The sequence below is a fragment of the Citrobacter sp. MNAZ 1397 genome, assembly GCF_023613995.1.
Lineage (GTDB): Bacteria > Pseudomonadota > Gammaproteobacteria > Enterobacterales > Enterobacteriaceae > Phytobacter > Phytobacter ursingii.
Genome location: NZ_JAKIVH010000001.1, coordinates 2101023 through 2120719, shown reverse-complemented (window position 1 = coordinate 2120719; position 19697 = coordinate 2101023). Strand labels below are relative to the sequence as shown.

Genomic DNA, 19697 nt, shown 5'->3' with positions numbered 1-19697 from the left:
AATAACCCGTCTCATGGACGGGTTCCCATTGAATCAGGCAAGACGCATGACCCAGGTATCAGATTTCTGATCGTAATGTTCGCGGTATAAAACGGAATGTTCGCCGTCAAGGATCGCCGGAATGCTGGTTTCCGCGTCCCAGGCATCAAGTTGCATACATAAATCCGGGTCTGATGAGCAAGGAATGCGTAATGTTCGCTCTCCCTGATTCTCGCCCTGCAACTCGGCATCATCGATTTCGAAGGCGCCGATACGCACGCTGGTTTTCGTCATAATGCTCTCCGTTGATGGTAGTTATGTGGTACGACCAGTACAGCCGCCCATCATTCAGCCTGGTACAACACAGAGCAAGATGCCAGTCAGAAAATGCTGTTTTTTTGCTCGCCGTCACGTATTGCTGGCGAACAGACGGCCATCCCTTACCAGCTCGCGTGGATAACTGTTTTTCAGGCGGCTGCCCACTTTTTTCGCCAGGCCCAGTGGCTGACGCTGGTAGGTAACGATAACATCGTCTTTTATCGGTGGTGTTTGCGGATAAACATCACGCCCACGGTACCACTCTTCCGCTTCCTGATGCGTGAGTTCAAATGAAAGCGGGTTATCCACTCCAGCCAGGGCGATGACGGCTTCATGCTGCCAGCGATAGCCTTTATTGTGGCTTTCAGCGAGCTTGATGCCAGGGCGCGAAAAACGCACTTTGCCAATAAGGGGCGCGATGTGTGCCGGGAAGAGCCAAATTTCTTTATCACGCTGCCACAGGTGTAGATCGTCGTGCCATTGCAGGCCAACAGCGGCCGCTGCGTTAATCAGCAGAGCCTCTTCTTTCGGCTTCATACGGCTAAACGGGAAGTTACCCACTTTGTAGCCAGGAGAAGGCATCGGCGCGATTGCCGCGGTTTTTCGTAACCGCGCGACAAAGAATCCTTCGCAGTCATAAATTTGCGGAAAAACATGCAAAAAGCCCTCATCCGTCAGCGCTTGTTTTGCGCCTGTAAACAGGGTATCAAGCGGCAAAAACTCGACTGCGTCAGGATATTGCGCTTTTAGCCAGTGGCATATCGCTTCATTCTCTTCGCGATTGAGCGTACAGGTTGAATAGACCAGCGTGCCGCCCGGACGCAGCGCATGAAAAGCGCTATCGATCAATTCCCGTTGGGTGGCGGCAATCTCAAGATTACTGGCGTGCGACCAGTTCTTTAATGCATCCGGATCTTTACGCACCACCCCTTCACCAGAACAAGGCGCATCAAGCAAGATGGCATCAAACATCTCTGGCAACGCCGGACCGAAGACGCGGCCATCAAAATGGGTTAGCGCGACATTCGAAACGCCGCAGCGGCTGATATTGGCGTGCAGCACTTTTACGCGACTGGCGGAATACTCATTAGCGAGAATAGCGCCGCGATTGCCCATGCACGCAGCGATCTGGGTGGTTTTCGAGCCCGGTGCCGCTGCAACATCCATAACCCGTTCGGGCATTTCGCCATCAGCAAACAGGGCGCTAACCGGCAGCATGGAGCTGGCTTCCTGGATATAAAACATTCCGCTTAAATGTTCTGCGGTGCTACCGAGCGGTAGCGCCTCTTCATCATCCCGCTCAATCCAGAACCCTTCGGCACACCACGGAATCGGTGTCAGCTGCCAGCCATAAGGCGCAACAAGCCTCAGGAAGTCTTCAACGGTAATTTTGAGCGTATTAATTCGTAGACTGCGCCGCAAAGGCCGCTGACAGGCCGCGATGAATTCGTCGAAAGAGAGATGGGCTGGCAGCAGGTCACGCATTTGTGCCAGAAATTCGTCAGGAAGATAAACAGCGTTTTGAGCCACAGGTTATACCACAGGAAAGCAGGGAGGGGCGCAGTGTAACATACTCGCTCCGGCGCGGGCACGCCGGAGCGGTAAGGCATTAGCGTGGCAGGGCGGTGCCCCACTGACGCCACTCTTTAGGCTCGCTTTCCTGCAACAGGAAATGTTTACCTGGCTGCGCTTGCGGTGCCAGTGGAATACCCGGAGGCGTGGCAAAGGCCACCCCACCGCGAATAAACTGGTTAAAGGTACCCGTTTTCACCACGCCTCCGGTCAGGCCAAAGTCCAGCGAATAGCCGGAAGCCAGCCAGAACACGGAATTATTTCGCACGAGGTGCTGATAACGTTTGCTGATCCGCATCCCAACCATTACGCGGTCTGACAGGGAACCGAGCATCAGGCCGGTGACGGTGCCCACTTCGATCCCACGGAACAGAACGGGTGTGCCAATATTCAGCGAACCGGCTTCCGGTGCTTCAACCACTACGTTCAAACCATCAAGATAACGGGAATCGGTGATCGTGGTTTCCTGTATTTCAAAATCACGGCGCGCCTCGCCATGGCCAGGTTCAACATTGATATAGGGCTGCAGGATAGTATCAAGGTGCTCAACACCCGCTGCAGAGATTTGCGGTGTGACAACGGAGAATCGTGTGCCGCCACGGGCAAACGTCTGCACATATTCAGGGTAGAGCACCCCGGTTGCCTGTACTTCGCTCTTGTCGGCAATGAGCTGGAGGTTAGAAATCTGGCCGATATCGATACCCAGATAGCGAATCGGCATTCCCGCCGCCAGTTTTCCGGCATCATAGGCATGCAGGGTGATCTGACTCCCGACGGCGCGTGCGGCGGTCTCAGAGGCGTAAAGGATACGTTTATCGCCCTTGCGTGCGCTGGCGCTGGCGCCGCTGAGATTATCGAAACTGATCGCGCCTTTGAGGGCACGAGACAATGGCGACGCCTGAACCGTCAGGCCGCTACCGTTCAATTGAACTTTCGCCCCCCCTTCGGCCCAAAAAACGCTATTACTGGTCAACAGTGAGCGATACTCCGGCTTGATATGCACTTCGATATCAAACGCATCTGCCCGGGGGCGCACGGTAATGATTTCACCCACTTCAAATTTACGGTAGAGCACCACTGAACCTGCCTGCACATCCGGCAGGGTATCTGCGGTCAGCGTCAGGGTGGTTGTCGGCAGGTCGCTAAGACTGTTTTCCAGCGCTTTATCGAGATTGGCGAACAGAGGATAGCTGGTTTTCATCTCGCCTTTGCTACCAGGGAGAATGCGAATACCACCGCTGAGCCATTCGTTGGCGCTGGCGGCGAGAAACTCAACGCCATCAATGCCCATTTTGACGTCAATACGGCTGTTGACCACAAACTTGCTGTCACCGTGCACGAGGTCGCGGTATTGCGGGTCGATAGCCAGCGCAAACGAAACCCCTTTACTGGTTAAATTTCGCTCCAGCACCTGGCCGACTTGCACGCCATGTAAGATCAGCGGTTGTCCCGCGTCAATACCATAGCTTTCCGGCGCGGTGAGCGTCAGTGTGATAACGCCAGGCTGCTGCAACAGATTTTTTGTGGCCGGCAGCACCACAAAATGATTACGAGGCTCGCCTTCACCAGGCACCAGCTCCAGCGTCGTACCTGTTAGCAGCGAACTGACATTGGGATTATCAAGTGAAATTTTGGGACTACGCATTTCGATACGCGTATTGTCGCGCAATAAATTAACGACGCCCGGATCCACCGTCATTTCGCCGGTCACTGCGCCACCGGGGTTGAGATTGAGTTTGGTTAACTGACCAACCTGCAGTCCCTGATACATCAGGGCTGTCGACCCCGCTTTCAGGCCGTCACCGCCCGGGAGGTCGAGTTTGACCAGCACCCCACGTTGGCTATGGGCGAGATCTTCGTAAAGACCGTACTCATCGTCCTGCGTCGCGGGTTGTGAGGAGTCCGGAGAGTCGAAAGCGATGGCGCCATTGACCAGCGCCGCGAGGCTTTCAAGCTCGACTTTTGCACCACTCAGGCTGACATCCGCTTTGACGCCGGAAATGTTCCAGAAGCGGCTACCTTTTTTCACCAGGTTGGTAAAACGGCGCTCTATCAGCACATCGATGGTGACGCCTTGTTTATTGTTATTGATGGAATAATCATAAACGCGCCCGACCGGAATTTTCCGAAAATAGACCAGCGACCCGCTGTTGAGTGAGCCCAGGTCCGGGGCATGAAGATGAATCATCAATTCGCCATTATTCAGCCGATACTTGGGCTGGGTGTCGAGCGCAGTAAAATGCTCTTGCGGTTCCCCTTTACCGGGCATCATGCCGATATAGTTACCTCCGACCAGCGCATCCAGCCCGGAAACGCCCGCCAGCGAGGCTTTTGGCGTGACAAGCCAGAACTGCGTCTCACTGCGCAAAGCATCTTTCATATTGGCTTTAATACTGGCGCGTACCTCGATTTTTTTCAGGTCGTCGCTCAGGCGAATATCCTGCACGGTGCCCACTTCAACACCCTGATAACGAATCGGCGTTCTGCCGGCGACAATACCGTCAGCGGACATAAAATCGATGGTTATCGTGTTACCGCGATCTTTATAGCTTCCCCAGACCAGCCAGCCTGCAATCAGCAACGCAATGACCGGCAGCAGCCAGAAAGGTGAAATGCGGCGTTTTGTTTTTATACGCGCTTCAGTCGGCGAAGCGGGGGTTTCCTGACTCATGTGCATCCCAAAGTAAGCGGCTGTCCAGCCATTCCACAGCAAGAATAGTCAATATTACGGCTGCGCCGAAATAAAACGCAGCCGGTCCCATAGTAAAAGCAAGTAACTGGTCGCGGTTAATTAGTGACATTGTCAGTGAGATGACAAACAGATCGAGCATGGACCAACGCCCAATCCAGGTCACAAAGCGCAGAAGCAGGATGCGTGTACGTAACCCCTGTTCAAATTTGAAGTGGATGCTAAGCAGCAGTGTAAACAGCACAATAACTTTGGTAAATGGCACCAGAATACTGGCAATAAACACGACGCCTGCCACGGCGATATTGCTGTTTGCCAGGGACATAATGCCGGACAAAATAGTATCTTCCTGTCGCGCGCCATTGACGTAAACCACCGAGATGGGGAGCAGATTAGCCGGAAACAGAAATATCATCGATGCGATAAGCGCAGCCCAACATTTTTGTACGCTCTGACGGCGGCGATAGCGCAGGGGGATATGGCATCGCGGGCAGCGACCTCGCGGATCCGGGAAGCCGGTGAAGTGACATCCGAGACAGATACGCAACTTCTCATCTGGGCGTTTTGCTGGTCGCTGAGGGTAGAAACGCTCCCAGAGCTGCTCTACGTTCAAGTGAATCAGCGTCAGAATACTTAAAATCACCAGGGCAACAAAAGCGATAAGGCCAATACCGGGCTGCAGAAAAGCATAATCCTGCACTTTGATCGAGGCAACGCCAATGCCCACCAGGTAAATATCCAGCATTACCCACTCTTTTAGTTTTTCCAGCATCAGCAGAACCGGGCGAAGATTCATCCCCAGTATGTTACCGAACCATAAGTAGGCAATTGCGGCGACCAAAATCAACGGGGCTCCCACCGTACAAAATAACACCATGGCGGCTGTAAGCGGATCGCCCTGCGCGGTCATCTGCCAGATCCCCTGGAACAGGTTTGCGTCAATGCGTACGCCCAGCAGGTAGAGGTGGAGCAGCGGCTCGCTCCATGCGAATGGCATGAGCAGTAACATCGTCACGGCCATCGCCGCCAGACGGGTTAATGACCAATCTCTACCGTCGCGAATTTTCGCATCACAACAGGGACAGAATGCACTTTGGTGCGATTTCATCACCGGAAGGGCAAAAAGCGTATCGCATTGCGGACATCGCTGATAATGTGCGCGGGGCAAGGCGTCGCCAATGGTGTGGACGGCCATTTTTTTAGCAGGCGTTATCTGTCGGTTTTTCAGGGCCATTGCATGCATATGAATAAATCAGGAATAAATCTATCTTAACTCATGATGGGAACTTCTTGAGCATCAACGCATTTAATGCTTATTTTAATAGGCTAGACTGCATTACCGAAGTAAGACATAAAGTGATTGGATAATGAACAAAATAGAATTTTACGCGGATTTGAACCGTGATTTTCAGGCGTTAATGGCAGGTGAAACCAGTTTTTTAGCGACACTCGCTAACACCAGTGCGTTGCTTTTTGAGCGACTGAGCGATGTGAACTGGGCCGGTTTCTATCTCCTTGAAGGAGATACGCTGGTACTGGGACCCTTCCAGGGCAAAATTGCCTGCGTACGTATTCCGGTCGGACGCGGCGTTTGCGGTACTGCGGTGGCACAAAACAGCGTGCAACGCGTGGACGATGTGCATCAGTTCTCCGGGCATATTGCCTGCGATGCCGCCAGTAATGCTGAAATCGTACTGCCTATTACACTGAATAATCAGATTATTGGTGTCCTTGATATCGACAGCATTGCGTTCGCGCGTTTTGCTGCTGAGGATGAAGAGGGGTTGCGTGAGCTGGTATCGCACCTGGAAAACACGCTGATACAGACCGATTATAAAAAATTCTTTGCGGGCGTCGCAGGATAATCAACGGATAACGTAGCATTTACGGATAGCGTCATTATAATGACGCCTGTTCATGCCTGCGGCTTGTTGGCAACGTCCGTTGTAATCAGGAAATTTCATGGAAAATCAACCTAAGTTGAATAGCAGTAAAGAAGTTATCGCCTTTCTGTCCGAACGTTTTCCTCACTGTTTCAGTGCAGAAGGCGAAGCGCGTCCCCTGAAAATCGGTATTTTTCAGGATTTAGTTGCACGAGTTGAGGGCGAGATGAATCTCAGCAAAACTCAGCTTCGTTCCGCTTTACGTCTTTACACTTCAAGCTGGCGTTACCTTTATGGTATCAAAGCTGGTGCGACCCGTGTCGATCTCGACGGTAACCCGTGCGGCGTTCTGGATGAGCAGCACGTTGAGCACGCGCGTAAACAGCTTGAAGAAGCCAAAGCTCGCGTTCAGGCGCAACGCGCTGAACAACAAGCGAAAAAACGAGAAGCAGCTATTGCTGCCGGTGAGACGGAAGAGGCTCCGCGTCGTGAGCGTAAACCCCGTCCAGCACCGCGTCGTAAGGAAAATGGCGAGCGCAAACCTCGTACTGACAAACCTGCTGCGAAACCCCAGCGCGCGCCGCGAGAAGAACGTCATACGCCAGTTTCAGATTTATCTGCACTGACTGTAGGTCAAAACCTTAAGGTTAAAGCGGGTAATAATGCGATGGACGCCACCGTACTGGAAATCACCAAAGACGGCGTTCGCGTACAGCTTACTTCGGGTATGTCGATGATTGTACGCGCAGAACATTTGATGTTCTGAAACGGAGGCCTGGCCTGGCATGAACACTTTGTTTAAGCGCACAGCGTTGGCTGGTCTGTTATTAATAACAGGCCAGGTTTTCGCGGTGGAAGATATTACCCGTGCCGATCAAATTCCGGTATTAAAGGAAGAGCCTCAGCACGCGACGGTCAGTGAGCGAGTGACTTCGCGGTTTACCCGTTCTCACTACCGTCAATTCGATTTGGATCAGGCCTTTTCGGCAAAGATCTTTGATCGTTACCTCAATTTGCTGGACTACAGCCATAATGTGCTTCTGGCCAGCGACGTTGCACAATTTGCGCAGAAAAAAACGCAGTTAGGTGATGAACTCCGCACCGGTAAACTGGATGTTTTCTACGATCTCTACAATCTTGCGCAAAAACGCCGTTTCGAACGTTACCAGTACGCACTGAAAGTGCTGGAGCGGCCGATGGATTTTTCTGGCAACGACACCTTCAACCTTGACCGCAGTAAAGCGCCGTGGCCAAAGGATGAATCCGAGCTTAACGCCCTTTGGGATGGCAAAGTCAAATATGACGAGTTGAGTCTCAAGCTCACCGGTAAAGATGAGAAAGAGATCCGCGACACCCTGACGCGTCGTTATAAATTTGCCATTCGTCGGCTGGTGCAAACGAATAGTGAAGATGTGTTCTCACTGGCGATGACGTCGTTTGCCCGTGAAATTGATCCGCATACTAACTATCTGTCGCCGCGCAACACTGAGCAGTTCAACACCGAGATGAGCCTTTCTCTGGAAGGTATCGGCGCCGTTTTGCAGATGGATGACGACTATACCGTTATCAATTCGATGGTGGCGGGCGGTCCGGCAGCGAAGAGCAAAGCCATCAGCGTGGGCGATCGTATCGTAGGTGTCGGGCAGACGGGCCAGAATATGGTTGATGTCATTGGCTGGCGTCTTGATGATGTTGTTGCGTTGATCAAAGGTCCAAAAGGCAGCAAAGTTCGCCTCGAAATTCTGCCTGCGGGTAAAGGAACGAAGACGCGGATTGTGACGCTGACCCGTGAGCGTATTCGTCTGGAAGACCGTGCGGTGAAAATGTCGGTGAAAACGGTCGGCAAAGAAAAAGTTGGCGTACTGGATATTCCTGGTTTCTATGTGGGTCTGACCGATGACGTCAAGGTTCAGTTGCAGAAACTCGAAAAACAGAACGTTAGCAGCGTCGTGATTGATCTGCGCACCAACGGTGGCGGCGCATTAACGGAAGCCGTTTCCCTTTCCGGTCTGTTTATTCCGTCAGGTCCTGTGGTTCAGGTTCGCGACAATAATGGCAAAGTCCGTGAAGACAGCGATACCGATGGCGTGGTCTATTACAAAGGCCCGCTGGTGGTGCTGGTCGACCGCTTCAGTGCCTCGGCATCCGAAATATTTGCTGCTGCGATGCAGGATTATGGACGTGCACTGATCGTCGGTGAGCCCACCTTCGGTAAAGGCACTGTTCAACAGTATCGCTCGCTGAACCGTATTTACGATCAGATGTTGCGCCCGGAATGGCCAGCGTTGGGTTCCGTACAGTACACCATTCAGAAGTTCTATCGCGTTAATGGCGGCAGTACACAGCGTAAGGGCGTCACGCCGGATATCATTATGCCGACGGGGACGCAAGAGACGGAAACCGGCGAGAAGTTTGAAGATAATGCACTGCCGTGGGATAGCATCAATGCGGCCAACTTTACGAAGTATGGCGACATGAAACCGTTTGGCCCGCAGCTGCTGCAGGAACATGATGAGCGCATTGCGAAGGACCCGGAATTCCAGTACATCATGAAGGACATTGCTCGCTTCAATGCCCTGAAAGAGAAAAAGAATATCGTGTCGCTAAACTATGCGCAGCGTGAAAAAGAGAACGCCGAAGACGACGCTATTCGTCTCAGTCGCCTCAACGATCGCTTCAAACGTGAAGGCAAACCGCAGCTGAAAAAACTGGAAGATCTGCCGAAAGATTACCAGGAGCCGGATCCTTATCTTGATGAGACCGCCCATATTGCTTTGGACCTTGCCCATCTTGAAAAAGATACCCCGGCGGCTGACCCCGCTCCCGCAAAATAACCTTCCAACAGGCACAAGAAATTGTGCCTGTTTTTTTAACAAGCTCCAGATGGCGTAAGCATTATGCTACAAAATGTAAAGTTGTGTCTTTCTGGTGACTTACGGCGTTCTGGTGCTTGAAAATAGCCGGATTAACCATACGATGTGGGTAATCGCATAGTGCGTTTTGTTAATTAGAGGTTAAAAGAAAATTATGATGCGTATCGCGCTCTTCCTGTTGACTAACCTTGCCGTCATGCTGGTGTTCGGCCTGGTGCTTAGCCTGACGGGCATTCAGTCGAGCAGCGTGCAGGGATTGTTGATTATGGCGCTGCTGTTTGGTTTTGGCGGCTCTTTTGTTTCACTGCTGATGTCTAAATGGATGGCACTGAAATCCGTAGGCGGTGAGGTTATTGAACAACCACGTAACGACATGGAACGCTGGTTGATGAATACAGTTGCGAATCAGTCTCGTCAGGCCGGTATCGCTATGCCGCAGGTGGCAATCTACCATGCACCGGATATCAACGCATTCGCGACAGGCGCCCGCCGTGATGCATCGCTGGTCGCGGTCAGTACCGGGCTTCTGCAGAATATGAGCCGTGATGAAGCCGAAGCGGTGATTGCCCACGAAATTAGTCACATCGCAAATGGCGATATGGTCACGATGACCCTGATTCAGGGGGTGGTGAACACCTTCGTTATCTTCATCTCGCGCATTCTCGCACAGATTGCATCAGGCTTTCTCAGCGGCAACCGCGATGACGGCGAAGAGAGCAACGGTAACCCGCTAATCTACTTGGCCGTGGCCACCGTACTGGAACTGGTGTTTGGTATTCTGGCCAGCATTATCACCATGTGGTTCTCACGTCATCGTGAATTCTATGCTGATGCGGGTTCTGCAAAACTCGTTGGTCGTGAAAAAATGATTGCCGCGCTCCAGCGCCTGAAAACCAGCTATGAGCCGCAGGAAGCCAGTAGCATGATGGCATTTTGCATCAACGGTAAGTCTAAATCGTTAAGCGAACTGTTTATGACTCACCCGCCGCTCGACAAACGTATCGAAGCGCTGCGTAGCGGGGCTTATCTCAAATAAGGCGTGAGCCTGAAATGAAAAAGCGCGTCATATGACGCGCTTTTTTTATGCAGTGCGCGGCTGTGTGATCCGCAAACCGCTGATGATAGCTGCGACGGTTGCCAGTATGCCTGCGAGCAGGAGTGATGTATGTGTCCCGTTTTTATCAAACAGGTTCAAGAGTAACGCCACCAGTGCCGCGCCGAAACTCTGCCCTAACAGACGGGCGGTACCCAGCATGCCACTGGCTCCACCGCTACGCTGACGCGGTGCGGAGCTGATGATGGTATGGTTGTTGGGTGACTGGAACAGGCCAAATCCTGCCCCGCAAAGGGCCATTCGCCAGATAATATCCACATCGGCAGGCGCTGCTGGCAGCATCGCCAGCGCAAATAAGCCGCATGCCATCATAGCCAACCCCAGCGCACCTAATAGCCCGGCATGGACACGTTCAATCAGATAACCTGCCAGCGGCGCCATCACCATGGTGGCTAACGGCCACGGCGTTAACAGCAGACCCGTTTCCACTTCGCTGCGCCCAAGTATCGATTGCATAAAGAAGGGCAGGGAAACGAGAGCCAGCATTTGTGCGCAAAAAGAGCAGATTGACGTACAAATCGATAATGAGAACAGTGGGATACGCAACAGGTCTATGGGTAACAGCGGCACCGGCAAATGCAGTTGCCGACGTACAAAGAAAATACCGATCACCAGCATGGCAGCAATTTCAGCGAGCACCAGGGGGGTGGATTGCCCCTGGGCAAATCCGCTCATCGCGGTTATCAGTAAACCAAACGTTAATGCGTTCATCACCGCGCTGGGGAGATCAAATTTCGGCATCGCGCTGCGTGAGCCATTGGCGGGCAAATAACGCAGCGCCAGTACCAGCGAGAGTATTCCCAGCGGCACATTAATCAAAAACAGCCACTGCCAGGAGGCGATAGAGAGAATGGCGGCGGCAATCGTCGGGCCTGCTGCCGAGGAGACGGCAACCACGAAAGAGTTGATCCCCATTCCACGCCCCAACTGGCGCTGTGGGTAAATCAGGCGAATTAATGCGGTATTCACACTCATCAGCGCCGCGCCACCGAAACCTTGCGCGACACGAGCAAGCGTCAGCGTGAGTAACGAATCTGACAGCGCGCAAAACAGGGACGTCAGCGTAAAGAGCACCAGCCCGCACTGGTAGACGCGACGGTAGCCGAACATATCGCCGAGGAAGGATAGCGTCAGCAACGAAATGACAATCGCTATCTGGTAAGCATTGACGACCCAAATTGAACTGGCCGCTGAGGCGTGCAGATCCCGGGCAATCGTTGGTAGTGCGACGTTAGCGATGGCGCCGTCTAGTACGGCCATGGTAATGCCAATAACAATCGTTAATATTGCGCCGTAGCGCTGTGGAACCGGTAAGCCGTCTGGCGTGGATTTATTCATGAGAAAAGCTGGGTTTTGCTTGTTCAATGATTTGTATAATGATTCTATCATCCGTATTTCGGTTTTATATCGCAGATTTGTAACGAAGTTGCGAAACTCGGATTGCGACGCACAGGCGAGAAATTTATAATAAAAAACTATTCTGATTTTTATAAAACACGGGCGATGAGGTGACTAATGGCTATTGCAGATTTGGACAAACAGCCAGACTCTGTGTCTTCTGTACTGAAGGTATTTGGCATTCTGCAGGCGCTTGGCGAAGAACGTGAGATCGGGATCACCGAACTTTCGCAGCGCGTCATGATGTCTAAAAGCACCGTATATCGCTTTTTGCAGACGATGAAATCACTGGGTTATGTTGCGCAGGAAGGGGAATCAGAGAAGTACTCTCTGACTCTTAAACTGTTCGAGCTCGGTGCGCGTGCGCTGCAAAACGTCGATCTGATCCGCAGTGCCGATATTCAGATGCGTGAACTGTCTCGACTGACCAAAGAGACTATCCATCTGGGCGCGCTGGATGAAGACAGCATTGTCTATATCCACAAAATCGACTCTATGTACAACCTGCGCATGTATTCGCGCATTGGTCGTCGCAACCCGCTGTATAGCACCGCGATTGGCAAAGTATTGCTGGCGTGGCGTGACAAAGAAGAAGTGGTGCAGATCCTTGAGGGGGTAGAGTACAAACGCAGTACCGAGCGCACCATTACCAGTACCGAGGATTTATTGCCGATGCTCGATACTGTTCGCCAGCAGGGCTATGGCGAAGATAATGAAGAACAGGAAGAAGGGTTACGTTGCATCGGTGTGCCCGTGTTTGACCGTTTCGGCGTAGTTATTGCCGGGCTGAGTATCTCCTTCCCGACGCTGCGTTTCTCCGAGGAACGCCTGCATGAGTATGTCAGTATGCTCCACCATGCTGCGCGTAAGATTTCTGAACAGATGGGTTATAACGACTACCCGTTCTGAGTGTGAAAACGCCGCCTTGATGGCGGCGTTTGTTTATCCGTTATCGACAACCGTTTCGCTTTTGCGCAGTACCGGACATTGCGTGAGTCCGATAATACCGCTGCTTGAGTGAACATATTGTGCTGTGCTGACGCCCCGGGCTGTCAGGTATTTACATTGTAATCCCAGACCGGCGGCATTTTCATGGCTGCCAATCAGCACGCCATATCCGCTGAGCAAAACACCAACCCAGACCAGCGCTACGACAATAATTGCCCGAATAAGAGTGCGCATCTTCATTCCTTGCGTTTGGATACTGTTTTCAGGCTACCGCTTCGGCGAGAGACCGCACACCCGAGCATTCCTAAAAACGCCGATTAGAGATACAGTTAGTCGCGGTTTAAGGAACTAATGTTAACCTGGCAACATAGAGTGGAGTATCGGAGAGTGGAGTGAAAAAGTTTAGATGGCTAATACTGATCGCCGTACTGGTGGTCTGCCTGTTACTCTGGACTCAAATGCTAAATGTAATGTGCGACCAGGATGTTCAATTTTTCAGCGGCATTTGCGTCATCAATAAATATATCCCCTGGTAGGGGCTTTTTTGTCGTTAATGATGTCCTTCCGTCTTGCCAGTGGTAAAATGTACCTCTTTGGTTGAGGTGGTAAAATGAACGAATTAATGAGTTCAGGCGCGCTTAACATCGCGTCTTTTGTTGTGTCGGTGGTGGTGTTGCTGGTCGGGTTGGTGCTGTGGTTCTTTATCAATCGCGCAAGTTCGCGGACTAATGAGCAGATCGAATTGCTCGAAGCATTGTTAGATCAACAAAAACGTCAGACCGCATTGTTGCGTCGTTTGTGCGAATCTAACGAACCGGAAAAAGAGGTTGCCCCGACGCCGGTCGCTGAAGAAGAAGGCAAAGGCGATGAATTTATCCGTCTGGTAGCAGAGCGTTAAATTCACCAAGGTGAGGGCAGCATGGCGCGTAAAAATCCCTGGTTTAATGCCGCGTTCCCTCACCATCGTCCCGACGGATTTACTAATCTAACGCCACGCGGTCATGCGTCTGGCGACGTAAAGCGTTGGCGGCAGGAGCGCAAAGCCGCAGGGTTGCCGCGTCCGCCTGCAGAGGGATATGCCAGCTTTATTGCCCAATGGTGGCAGCATGCAGAAATTAACGGTGACGATGACAGAGTCTGGTGGTTAGGTCACTCATCAATCCTGCTACGCCTGATGGGACAGTATATTTTGACCGACCCGGTTTTCTCTGACCGGGCATCGCCTCTACGTTTTGTCGGCCCACAGCGACGAACACCGCCTGCGCTGGCCATTTCCGAACTTCCTTCGCTTGATACTATCGTTATCTCGCACAATCACTACGATCATCTTGACGTCAGGACAATGCGCGCGCTCATACAGCGTTTTCCACACGTGACGATTTTTGTGCCGCTCGGTCTGGGAAGCTGGTGCCGTCGTTTGGGCGCACGTAATGTGATAGAACTCGACTGGTGGCAAAGCGTGGTATTCCAGGGACTTGTGTATACGGCGGTGCCCGCGCAACACTGGAGTATGCGTACCCCATGGGATCGCAATTCCGTCTTGTGGTGTGGTTGGGTCATCGAAAATAGCGCGCAACGGTTCTGGTTTCCTGGCGATACCGGTTACAGCGAAGACCTGCTGGCGATCCCACAGCGTTTGGGGCCGTTAAGCCTGGCAGCGCTCCCGATTGGTGCATACGCTCCTCGTTGGTTCATGGCCTACAACCATATGGATCCACAACAGGCGGTAACGTTATGGCAGCAGTTGGGTAAACCTTTGTCGTTTCCTGTTCACTGGGGTGTTTTTGAACTGGCGGATGAATCACTGGATGAGCCGCTGCGCGAGTTAGATAACGCATTAAGCGAAACGGCAGATGACGTTACTAACTTCATGACGCTGAAAATTGGTCAGTATTTATCTTTGCAAAATACAGGCGAATAGCACTGCTACTAATTTATTATTTAGAACAAGTTAAATATTTTTTATTTTTATCGAAACGTTTTTATTGCCTTTTTATGAGGCACTGTCATCAGACTTTCATTATTTTGGTGCACACTTCTGCTTAATTGCACAACAAATATTCGATGGTAAACCACCGCATTTGATTAGTTGCGAGAGGGGCGCATTTCAGGCGTTCCTGATGTGCGAAAAATGGCATACCTATGCGTTAATGCAGTAAGTGATATAAGCTATGCCGTAATATTTTTATCCCCCCACGTGGACGAATGGAACTCATTGAGCTATGGTAAAAAAGATGGGTTATCAACGTGGGCCAGAAGGCTGGTTGCCTGTCGTAATGAGGTTACCTTCTATGCATAAATCTGCATTGGTTGTATTGATAACTTTAGAATTTGTGCGACGGATCCAGGCCTTTTTAAAAATGGCTTGCCATAATTTACGTTGTGTGTGATAACACGTTTTGGGTCAAACGAGGTACAGTTCTGTTTATGTGTGGCATTTTCAGTAAAGAAGTCCTGAGTAAACACGTTATCGTTGAATACCGCTTCTCTGCCGAACCTTATATTAGTGCCTCAAGCAGTAATGTCTCAGTTTTATCTCAGTTAATGCCTACGGGCGAAGTATATACATTAAGGAATATTGCAAATGGCAAAGATTAAAGGTCAAGTTAAGTGGTTCAACGAGTCCAAAGGTTTTGGTTTCATTACTCCTGCTGACGGCAGCAAAGATGTATTCGTACACTTCTCTGCAATCCAGGGTAACGGCTTCAAAACTCTGGCCGAAGGCCAGAACGTTGAGTTTGAAATTCAGGACGGCCAGAAAGGCCCGGCAGCTGTTAACGTAACTGCTATCTAATTTCAAAACCACTGGTACTTGAGACGCCACCGGCGTATCAATGTCAGCGAAAAGCCTCGCCATTGTGCGGGGCTTTTTAATTTCTGCTTCGCATTCCCCGATGCGATGATTGGCGGTAAACTTGCGTCCTTTAAAGAGTTACGGAGTTGCCATGCCCTTCAGTTGCCCACTTTGTCACGCCCCCTTAACGCGTTCCGAACAGAGTTTTTCATGTTCACAACGCCACCAGTTCGACATAGCAAAAGAAGGGTACGTCAATCTACTGCCCGTACAGCACAAGCGTTCGCGCGATCCGGGTGACAGCGCGGAAATGATGCAGGCGCGTCGGGCATTTCTTGATGCCGGACACTACCAGCCGCTGCGCGATGCGATCGCGCTACAGCTACAGATGCGCCTGTCTGCGCCAGCAGAGGCAATACTTGACATTGGCTGTGGGGAGGGGTACTACACCCGGTCCTTTGCCGGCGTAGCGCAGAGCAAAGAAGCCCGGATGTTTGGACTCGATGTTTCAAAAGCGGCCATACGTGCAGCCGCAAAACGTTACTCCGATGTGATGTTTTGCGTTGCCTCCAGCCATCGCCTGCCTTTCCAGAATGAGAGCATTGACGCTATCGTACGCATTTATGCGCCGTGCAAAGCCGAAGAACTGGTACGTGTGGTAAAACCGGGTGGATGGGTTATCACCGCCGCGCCTGGGCCGCGCCATTTGATGGAGCTGAAAGGGTTAATTTACCGCGAAGTGCAGTTACATACGCCTGATACGGGTGAGATAGAAGGGTTTCGTGTCGTAGAGCAGCAATCGCTGAGCTATGAGATGGAATTAACGGGGGCTGAGGCTGTCGCGTTACTACAAATGACGCCCTTTGCCTGGCGGGCAAAACCGGATGTCCGGGAGAGACTGGCAGCAAAAGAGCGCTTTATCTGCCAGACCGATTTTACCCTGCATTGTCTGCAACGCGTTGATTAAGGCGCGAAGTGCGACCAGAGGATCTCAATACCGATCCCAATAAGCACAATACCGCCAAGAATTTCCGCCCGTTTGCCCAGCAGCGGGCCAATGTAACGCCCAATCATCATGCCGAGTGTGGACATCATGAGTGTCGCACAGCCAATCGCCAGCGCAGTGGCCAGAATATTCACTTGCAAAAATGCCAGGCCGACACCGACAGCCATCGCATCAAGGCTGGTGGCAATGGCGGTGGTAACTAACAACCAGAAGCCGTGACGGCAGGGCGCCTGCGTCTGTTCGTCGGTTTCACCGCGAAATCCTTCCAGCACCATCCGCCCGCCAAGAAAGATCAGCAAAATAAAGGCAATCCAGTGATTCCACTCCAGCACAAACTGGCTGGCAAGCATCCCCAGGCCCCAGCCAATAAGCGGCGTCAGGGTTTCAATTGCGCCAAAGATCAGGCCAGTACGGAGTGCTTCTGAGAATTTGGGTTTGTGCAGCGTCGCCCCTTTACCGATTGATGCAGCGAAGGCATCCATCGACATGCCGAAGGCGAGAAGAATGGTGGCGGATAAATTCATGCGAGCGTCCTGACCGGGAGTTCCATATAACACACCACTGCCCCCAGTAAACAGCAGTTGATGTGTCAATGGTCTCGCCTGACTGCATTGCATTCAGTCCGTACGCGCCACGTTTTGCAACGAGTATGTTGACACGTACATTTCCAGTAAACGGAAATCGGCTACTCCCCAACGACGGGCGCAACCTTAACATATTTTGAGAATATAAAACAACAGCAGAGAATTATTAATCCATTTGCCAGTTGATAACGATTAACATTTAGATTTATAGGTGAATATTACGTTAAAATCTTGAGCAATTTCTCGATCGCAATATAGCAAAGGCTATAATTGTGCTTATTTAATATACATCAAAAATTGCCGGGAGGGTTTCTGTAATTTATTGAATATTAATAAATAATTTATATATCCTCTCCAGGTCATCAATATTCTTTACCCGGATAAGCAGGCGCCGTTGTTCTAATTGCATTACCAGTACACCATCTTCAGATAAATTCATCTCCTTAATACGGTTATATTCTATCCAGACGCTGGAAAAGAAAAATCCCTGCGATTTGAAGATGATTTTGGGTATACGAATCCAAAAAAGATAAATGGCCAATAATGCAAGAGCAGATAATAACCATGTGGTTAATGACGTACCGTTATTTGTGACATTGTTGTAAATAAGGATAACCAGCAGGCCAACAAAAATAGTCGCATCAACACGGCTGCGGCGCAGTAAGGGGAGGGCGAGCAGAGTATCGCCGTGACGGCGGGGCAGGATAAGTTCATCGTAAATGGCAAATGCCAGCAGGGCGGCGATAAACAACATCAGTATGCTGTCCGTAAGCGTCATGGTTCCTCCTGAGAATAAAAAACCGGGGCAAGGCCCCGGTTATAACACAACAGATTACAGACCTAACAGGCCAATTGCATATCCCACAATACCGATGACAAAGAAGCCAACGATGATCCACAGCGGGTTAACTTTCTTACGTAACAACCACATACAGGCAAAAGTCAGCAGCAGAGGAACCAGACCCGGCATCAACTGATCGAGGATGGTTTGCACTGTCGTGACGTTTTGTTTACCGGTCTGGTCGGTTATACGCGAGACCACCAGCGGAATGTTTACGTGCGTCCACTTGTTGACCAGCGCCCCCATGACAAAGAGACCGAGAATGGATGCCCCTTCCGTCAGCTTCTGCAGAAAACCGCCGCCCATATCCTGAACGATATCGATACCTTTGCGGTAACCATACGCCACGCCGTAATAGCGGGTTGCCAGACGCACCAGGTTAAACAGGAAGAAGAACAGCAGTGGCCCAAGCAGGCTGCCACTCATGGCGATACCCGCGCCAAGTGCTGCGAAGACCGGACGTACGGTACCCCAGAAAATCGGGTCGCCAACGCCCGCTAATGGCCCCATCAGACCGACTTTGATACCGTTGATAGCACCATCGTCAATCTCTGCCCCGTTTGCACGTTGTTCTTCCATCGCCAGGGTTACGCCCAGTACCGGTGCCGCCACATAAGGATGGGTGTTAAAAAATTCCAGGTGACGCTTGATAGCTTGTTTACGCGCGTCGTTGTTCTCTGGATACAGGCGTCTGATAGCCGGTACCATAGAGAAGCAGAAACCCAGCGCCTGCATACGTTCGAAGTTCCATGAACCCTGAAACAGGTTAGAACGGATGAACACGCCACGAATATCACCCGGAGTGAGTTTTTTCTCAGTGGTAGTTTTAGTCGTCATATCAACCATTTCGCTCACCTGTTAGTCCAGTTCGTTATCGAGATCGTTATTACCAGCAGCCTGTGCAGGCGCGCCAGCAGAGCGGTTATATTTCGGGCTCAGTTGGATATAGAGGATGGCCATTACGGCACCAATTACACCGAGCGCAACAAGGTTGAAGTTAGTAAACGCCGCTGTCACGAAACCGAGGTAGAAGAATGGCATCAGATAGCCTGCGCGCATCATGTTGATGACCATCGCATAACCAACCACCACGATCATGCCGCCAGCGATATTCAGACCGCTTGTTACGACTTCCGGAATGGCATTCAGCATCCCCTGAACTTCACTGGTCCCTACAGAAATGGCAACGATAACGGCCGGGATAGCGATACGCATTGCTTGCAGGAACAGGGAAGAGACATGGATCCAGGACAATGCCGTAAGGTTGCCGTTCTCTGCCGCCTTATCCGCCGCGTGCTGGAATGCCACGGTAATCGTACGCACGATGATGGTCAGCACCTGACCTGCCGCCGCCAGCGGGATAGCCAGGGCGATACCGGCGCCGATGCTTTGATGTCCTGCAATAACCAGAACGGTTGAAATGATAGAGGCCAGCGCGGCATCGGGGGCAACCGCCGCACCGATGTTCATCCACCCCAGAGCGATCATTTCCAGGGTACCACCGATGATGATACCGGTTTTCATATCACCCAGGACGATACCCACCAGCGTACAGGCCACTAACGGACGGTGAAACTGAAATTCATCGAGTACCGATTCCATACCGGCAATACACGCGACGACGAACACCAGCACAATCTGAAGAGTGGTAATCTCCATTGTACTTCTCCTATGCTAAACAAACGTAAGTGTGAAACT

Annotated in this window: 20 protein-coding genes, 1 pseudogene and 1 riboswitch; of the genes and pseudogenes, 11 read left to right on the top strand and 10 right to left on the bottom strand. The window is 51.4% G+C overall.

The genetic code is table 11. The features are described from left to right. Window positions 1-33: 33 nt before the first annotated feature. The 4 genes from L2097_RS09940 to yebS form a co-directional block, all read right to left on the bottom strand. Window positions 34-273 carry a YebV family protein gene (locus L2097_RS09940; protein ID WP_047370879.1) on the bottom strand — a complete coding sequence of 80 codons (240 nt, stop codon included), beginning with the start codon at window positions 271-273 and terminating at the stop codon, window positions 34-36. A 114-nt stretch (window positions 274-387) separates the two neighbouring features. Next, on the bottom strand, window positions 388-1827 hold the full coding sequence (gene rsmF / locus L2097_RS09935) for a 16S rRNA (cytosine(1407)-C(5))-methyltransferase RsmF (RefSeq protein WP_250352760.1): 1440 nt from the start codon (window positions 1825-1827) through the stop codon (window positions 388-390). A 79-nt stretch (window positions 1828-1906) separates the two neighbouring features. After that, window positions 1907-4540: a PqiB family protein gene (locus L2097_RS09930; RefSeq protein ID WP_047370877.1), complete on the bottom strand. Its 2634-nt coding sequence runs from the start codon at window positions 4538-4540 to the stop codon at window positions 1907-1909. Then, a complete protein-coding gene (gene yebS, locus L2097_RS09925) occupies window positions 4509-5792 on the bottom strand; it encodes a membrane integrity lipid transport subunit YebS (RefSeq protein WP_250353157.1) in 1284 nt (427 codons plus the stop codon). The genes L2097_RS09930 and yebS overlap by 32 nt, the downstream gene beginning before the upstream one ends. 133 nt (window positions 5793-5925) lie before the next feature. On the opposite strand from yebS, the gene msrC reads away from it, so the two are divergent. The 4 genes from msrC (at window position 5926) to htpX (ending at window position 10350) form a co-directional block, all read left to right on the top strand. Beyond that, on the top strand, window positions 5926-6423 hold the full coding sequence (msrC, locus tag L2097_RS09920) for a free L-methionine (R)-S-oxide reductase MsrC (RefSeq protein WP_047370876.1): 498 nt from the start codon (window positions 5926-5928) through the stop codon (window positions 6421-6423). Between the two features lie 97 nt (window positions 6424-6520). After that, on the top strand, window positions 6521-7207 hold the full coding sequence (gene proQ / locus L2097_RS09915) for an RNA chaperone ProQ (RefSeq protein ID WP_047370875.1): 687 nt from the start codon (window positions 6521-6523) through the stop codon (window positions 7205-7207). A gap of 19 nt (window positions 7208-7226) precedes the next feature. Then, window positions 7227-9275 (top strand): carboxy terminal-processing peptidase, encoded by a 2049-nt coding sequence (prc, locus tag L2097_RS09910; protein WP_250352759.1) that lies wholly within the window; start codon window positions 7227-7229, stop codon window positions 9273-9275. Between the two features lie 193 nt (window positions 9276-9468). Then, window positions 9469-10350: a protease HtpX gene (gene htpX / locus L2097_RS09905; protein ID WP_250352758.1), complete on the top strand. Its 882-nt coding sequence runs from the start codon at window positions 9469-9471 to the stop codon at window positions 10348-10350. A 45-nt stretch (window positions 10351-10395) separates the two neighbouring features. On the opposite strand, the gene L2097_RS09900 is transcribed toward htpX, so the two are convergent. Beyond that, window positions 10396-11766 carry an MFS transporter gene (locus L2097_RS09900; RefSeq protein WP_085005970.1) on the bottom strand — a complete coding sequence of 457 codons (1371 nt, stop codon included), beginning with the start codon at window positions 11764-11766 and terminating at the stop codon, window positions 10396-10398. A gap of 177 nt (window positions 11767-11943) precedes the next feature. Between L2097_RS09900 and kdgR the strand changes: the two genes are divergently transcribed. Next, window positions 11944-12735: a DNA-binding transcriptional regulator KdgR gene (gene kdgR / locus L2097_RS09895; RefSeq protein ID WP_250352757.1), complete on the top strand. Its 792-nt coding sequence runs from the start codon at window positions 11944-11946 to the stop codon at window positions 12733-12735. A gap of 33 nt (window positions 12736-12768) precedes the next feature. Here the strand turns inward: kdgR and L2097_RS09890 are convergent, their stop codons facing one another. Then, entirely contained in the window at window positions 12769-13008 is a 240-nt protein-coding gene (locus L2097_RS09890; protein WP_085005971.1) for a YobH family protein, read from the bottom strand. A 158-nt stretch (window positions 13009-13166) separates the two neighbouring features. Between L2097_RS09890 and mgrB the strand changes: the two genes are divergently transcribed. The 6 genes and pseudogenes from mgrB to rlmA all read left to right on the top strand — a co-directional run bounded on the left by mgrB (window position 13167) and on the right by rlmA (window position 16535). Beyond that, window positions 13167-13310 carry a PhoP/PhoQ regulatory lipoprotein MgrB gene (mgrB, locus tag L2097_RS09885; protein WP_072039749.1) on the top strand — a complete coding sequence of 48 codons (144 nt, stop codon included), beginning with the start codon at window positions 13167-13169 and terminating at the stop codon, window positions 13308-13310. A 74-nt stretch (window positions 13311-13384) separates the two neighbouring features. Then, entirely contained in the window at window positions 13385-13672 is a 288-nt protein-coding gene (locus L2097_RS09880) for a YebO family protein (protein WP_047370870.1), read from the top strand. 21 nt (window positions 13673-13693) lie between these two features. Continuing rightward, complete coding sequence (locus L2097_RS09875) at window positions 13694-14695, top strand: MBL fold metallo-hydrolase (RefSeq protein WP_250352756.1); 1002 nt, start codon at window positions 13694-13696, stop codon at window positions 14693-14695. A gap of 506 nt (window positions 14696-15201) precedes the next feature. Then, a pseudogene (locus L2097_RS09870) lies at window positions 15202-15346 on the top strand (DUF2627 domain-containing protein). Window positions 15347-15358: 12 nt separating this feature from the next. Further along, window positions 15359-15568, top strand: a complete 210-nt coding sequence (cspE, locus tag L2097_RS09865) for a transcription antiterminator/RNA stability regulator CspE (RefSeq protein WP_001062678.1) — start codon at window positions 15359-15361, stop codon at window positions 15566-15568. Window positions 15569-15719: 151 nt separating this feature from the next. Continuing rightward, a complete protein-coding gene (gene rlmA / locus L2097_RS09860; RefSeq protein WP_085005973.1) occupies window positions 15720-16535 on the top strand; it encodes a 23S rRNA (guanine(745)-N(1))-methyltransferase in 816 nt (271 codons plus the stop codon). Here rlmA and mntP read toward each other — a convergent pair. From mntP to manY, 4 genes are all read right to left on the bottom strand, one after another. Then, the gene (mntP, locus tag L2097_RS09855) at window positions 16532-17098 is read right to left on the bottom strand and encodes a manganese efflux pump MntP (RefSeq protein WP_047370867.1); all 567 of its coding nucleotides are present in this window, start codon (window positions 17096-17098) and stop codon (window positions 16532-16534) included. The genes rlmA and mntP overlap by 4 nt on opposite strands. A 6-nt stretch (window positions 17099-17104) precedes the next feature. Beyond that, window positions 17105-17280, bottom strand: a riboswitch (yybP-ykoY riboswitch). 197 nt (window positions 17281-17477) lie between these two features. Then, the gene (locus L2097_RS09850; protein WP_250352755.1) at window positions 17478-17936 is read right to left on the bottom strand and encodes a DUF986 family protein; all 459 of its coding nucleotides are present in this window, start codon (window positions 17934-17936) and stop codon (window positions 17478-17480) included. Between the two features lie 54 nt (window positions 17937-17990). After that, on the bottom strand, window positions 17991-18845 hold the full coding sequence (locus L2097_RS09845; protein WP_047370865.1) for a PTS mannose transporter subunit IID: 855 nt from the start codon (window positions 18843-18845) through the stop codon (window positions 17991-17993). A 12-nt stretch (window positions 18846-18857) separates the two neighbouring features. Beyond that, a complete protein-coding gene (manY, locus tag L2097_RS09840; protein ID WP_047370864.1) occupies window positions 18858-19658 on the bottom strand; it encodes a PTS mannose transporter subunit IIC in 801 nt (266 codons plus the stop codon). Between the last annotated feature and the right edge of the window lie 39 nt (window positions 19659-19697).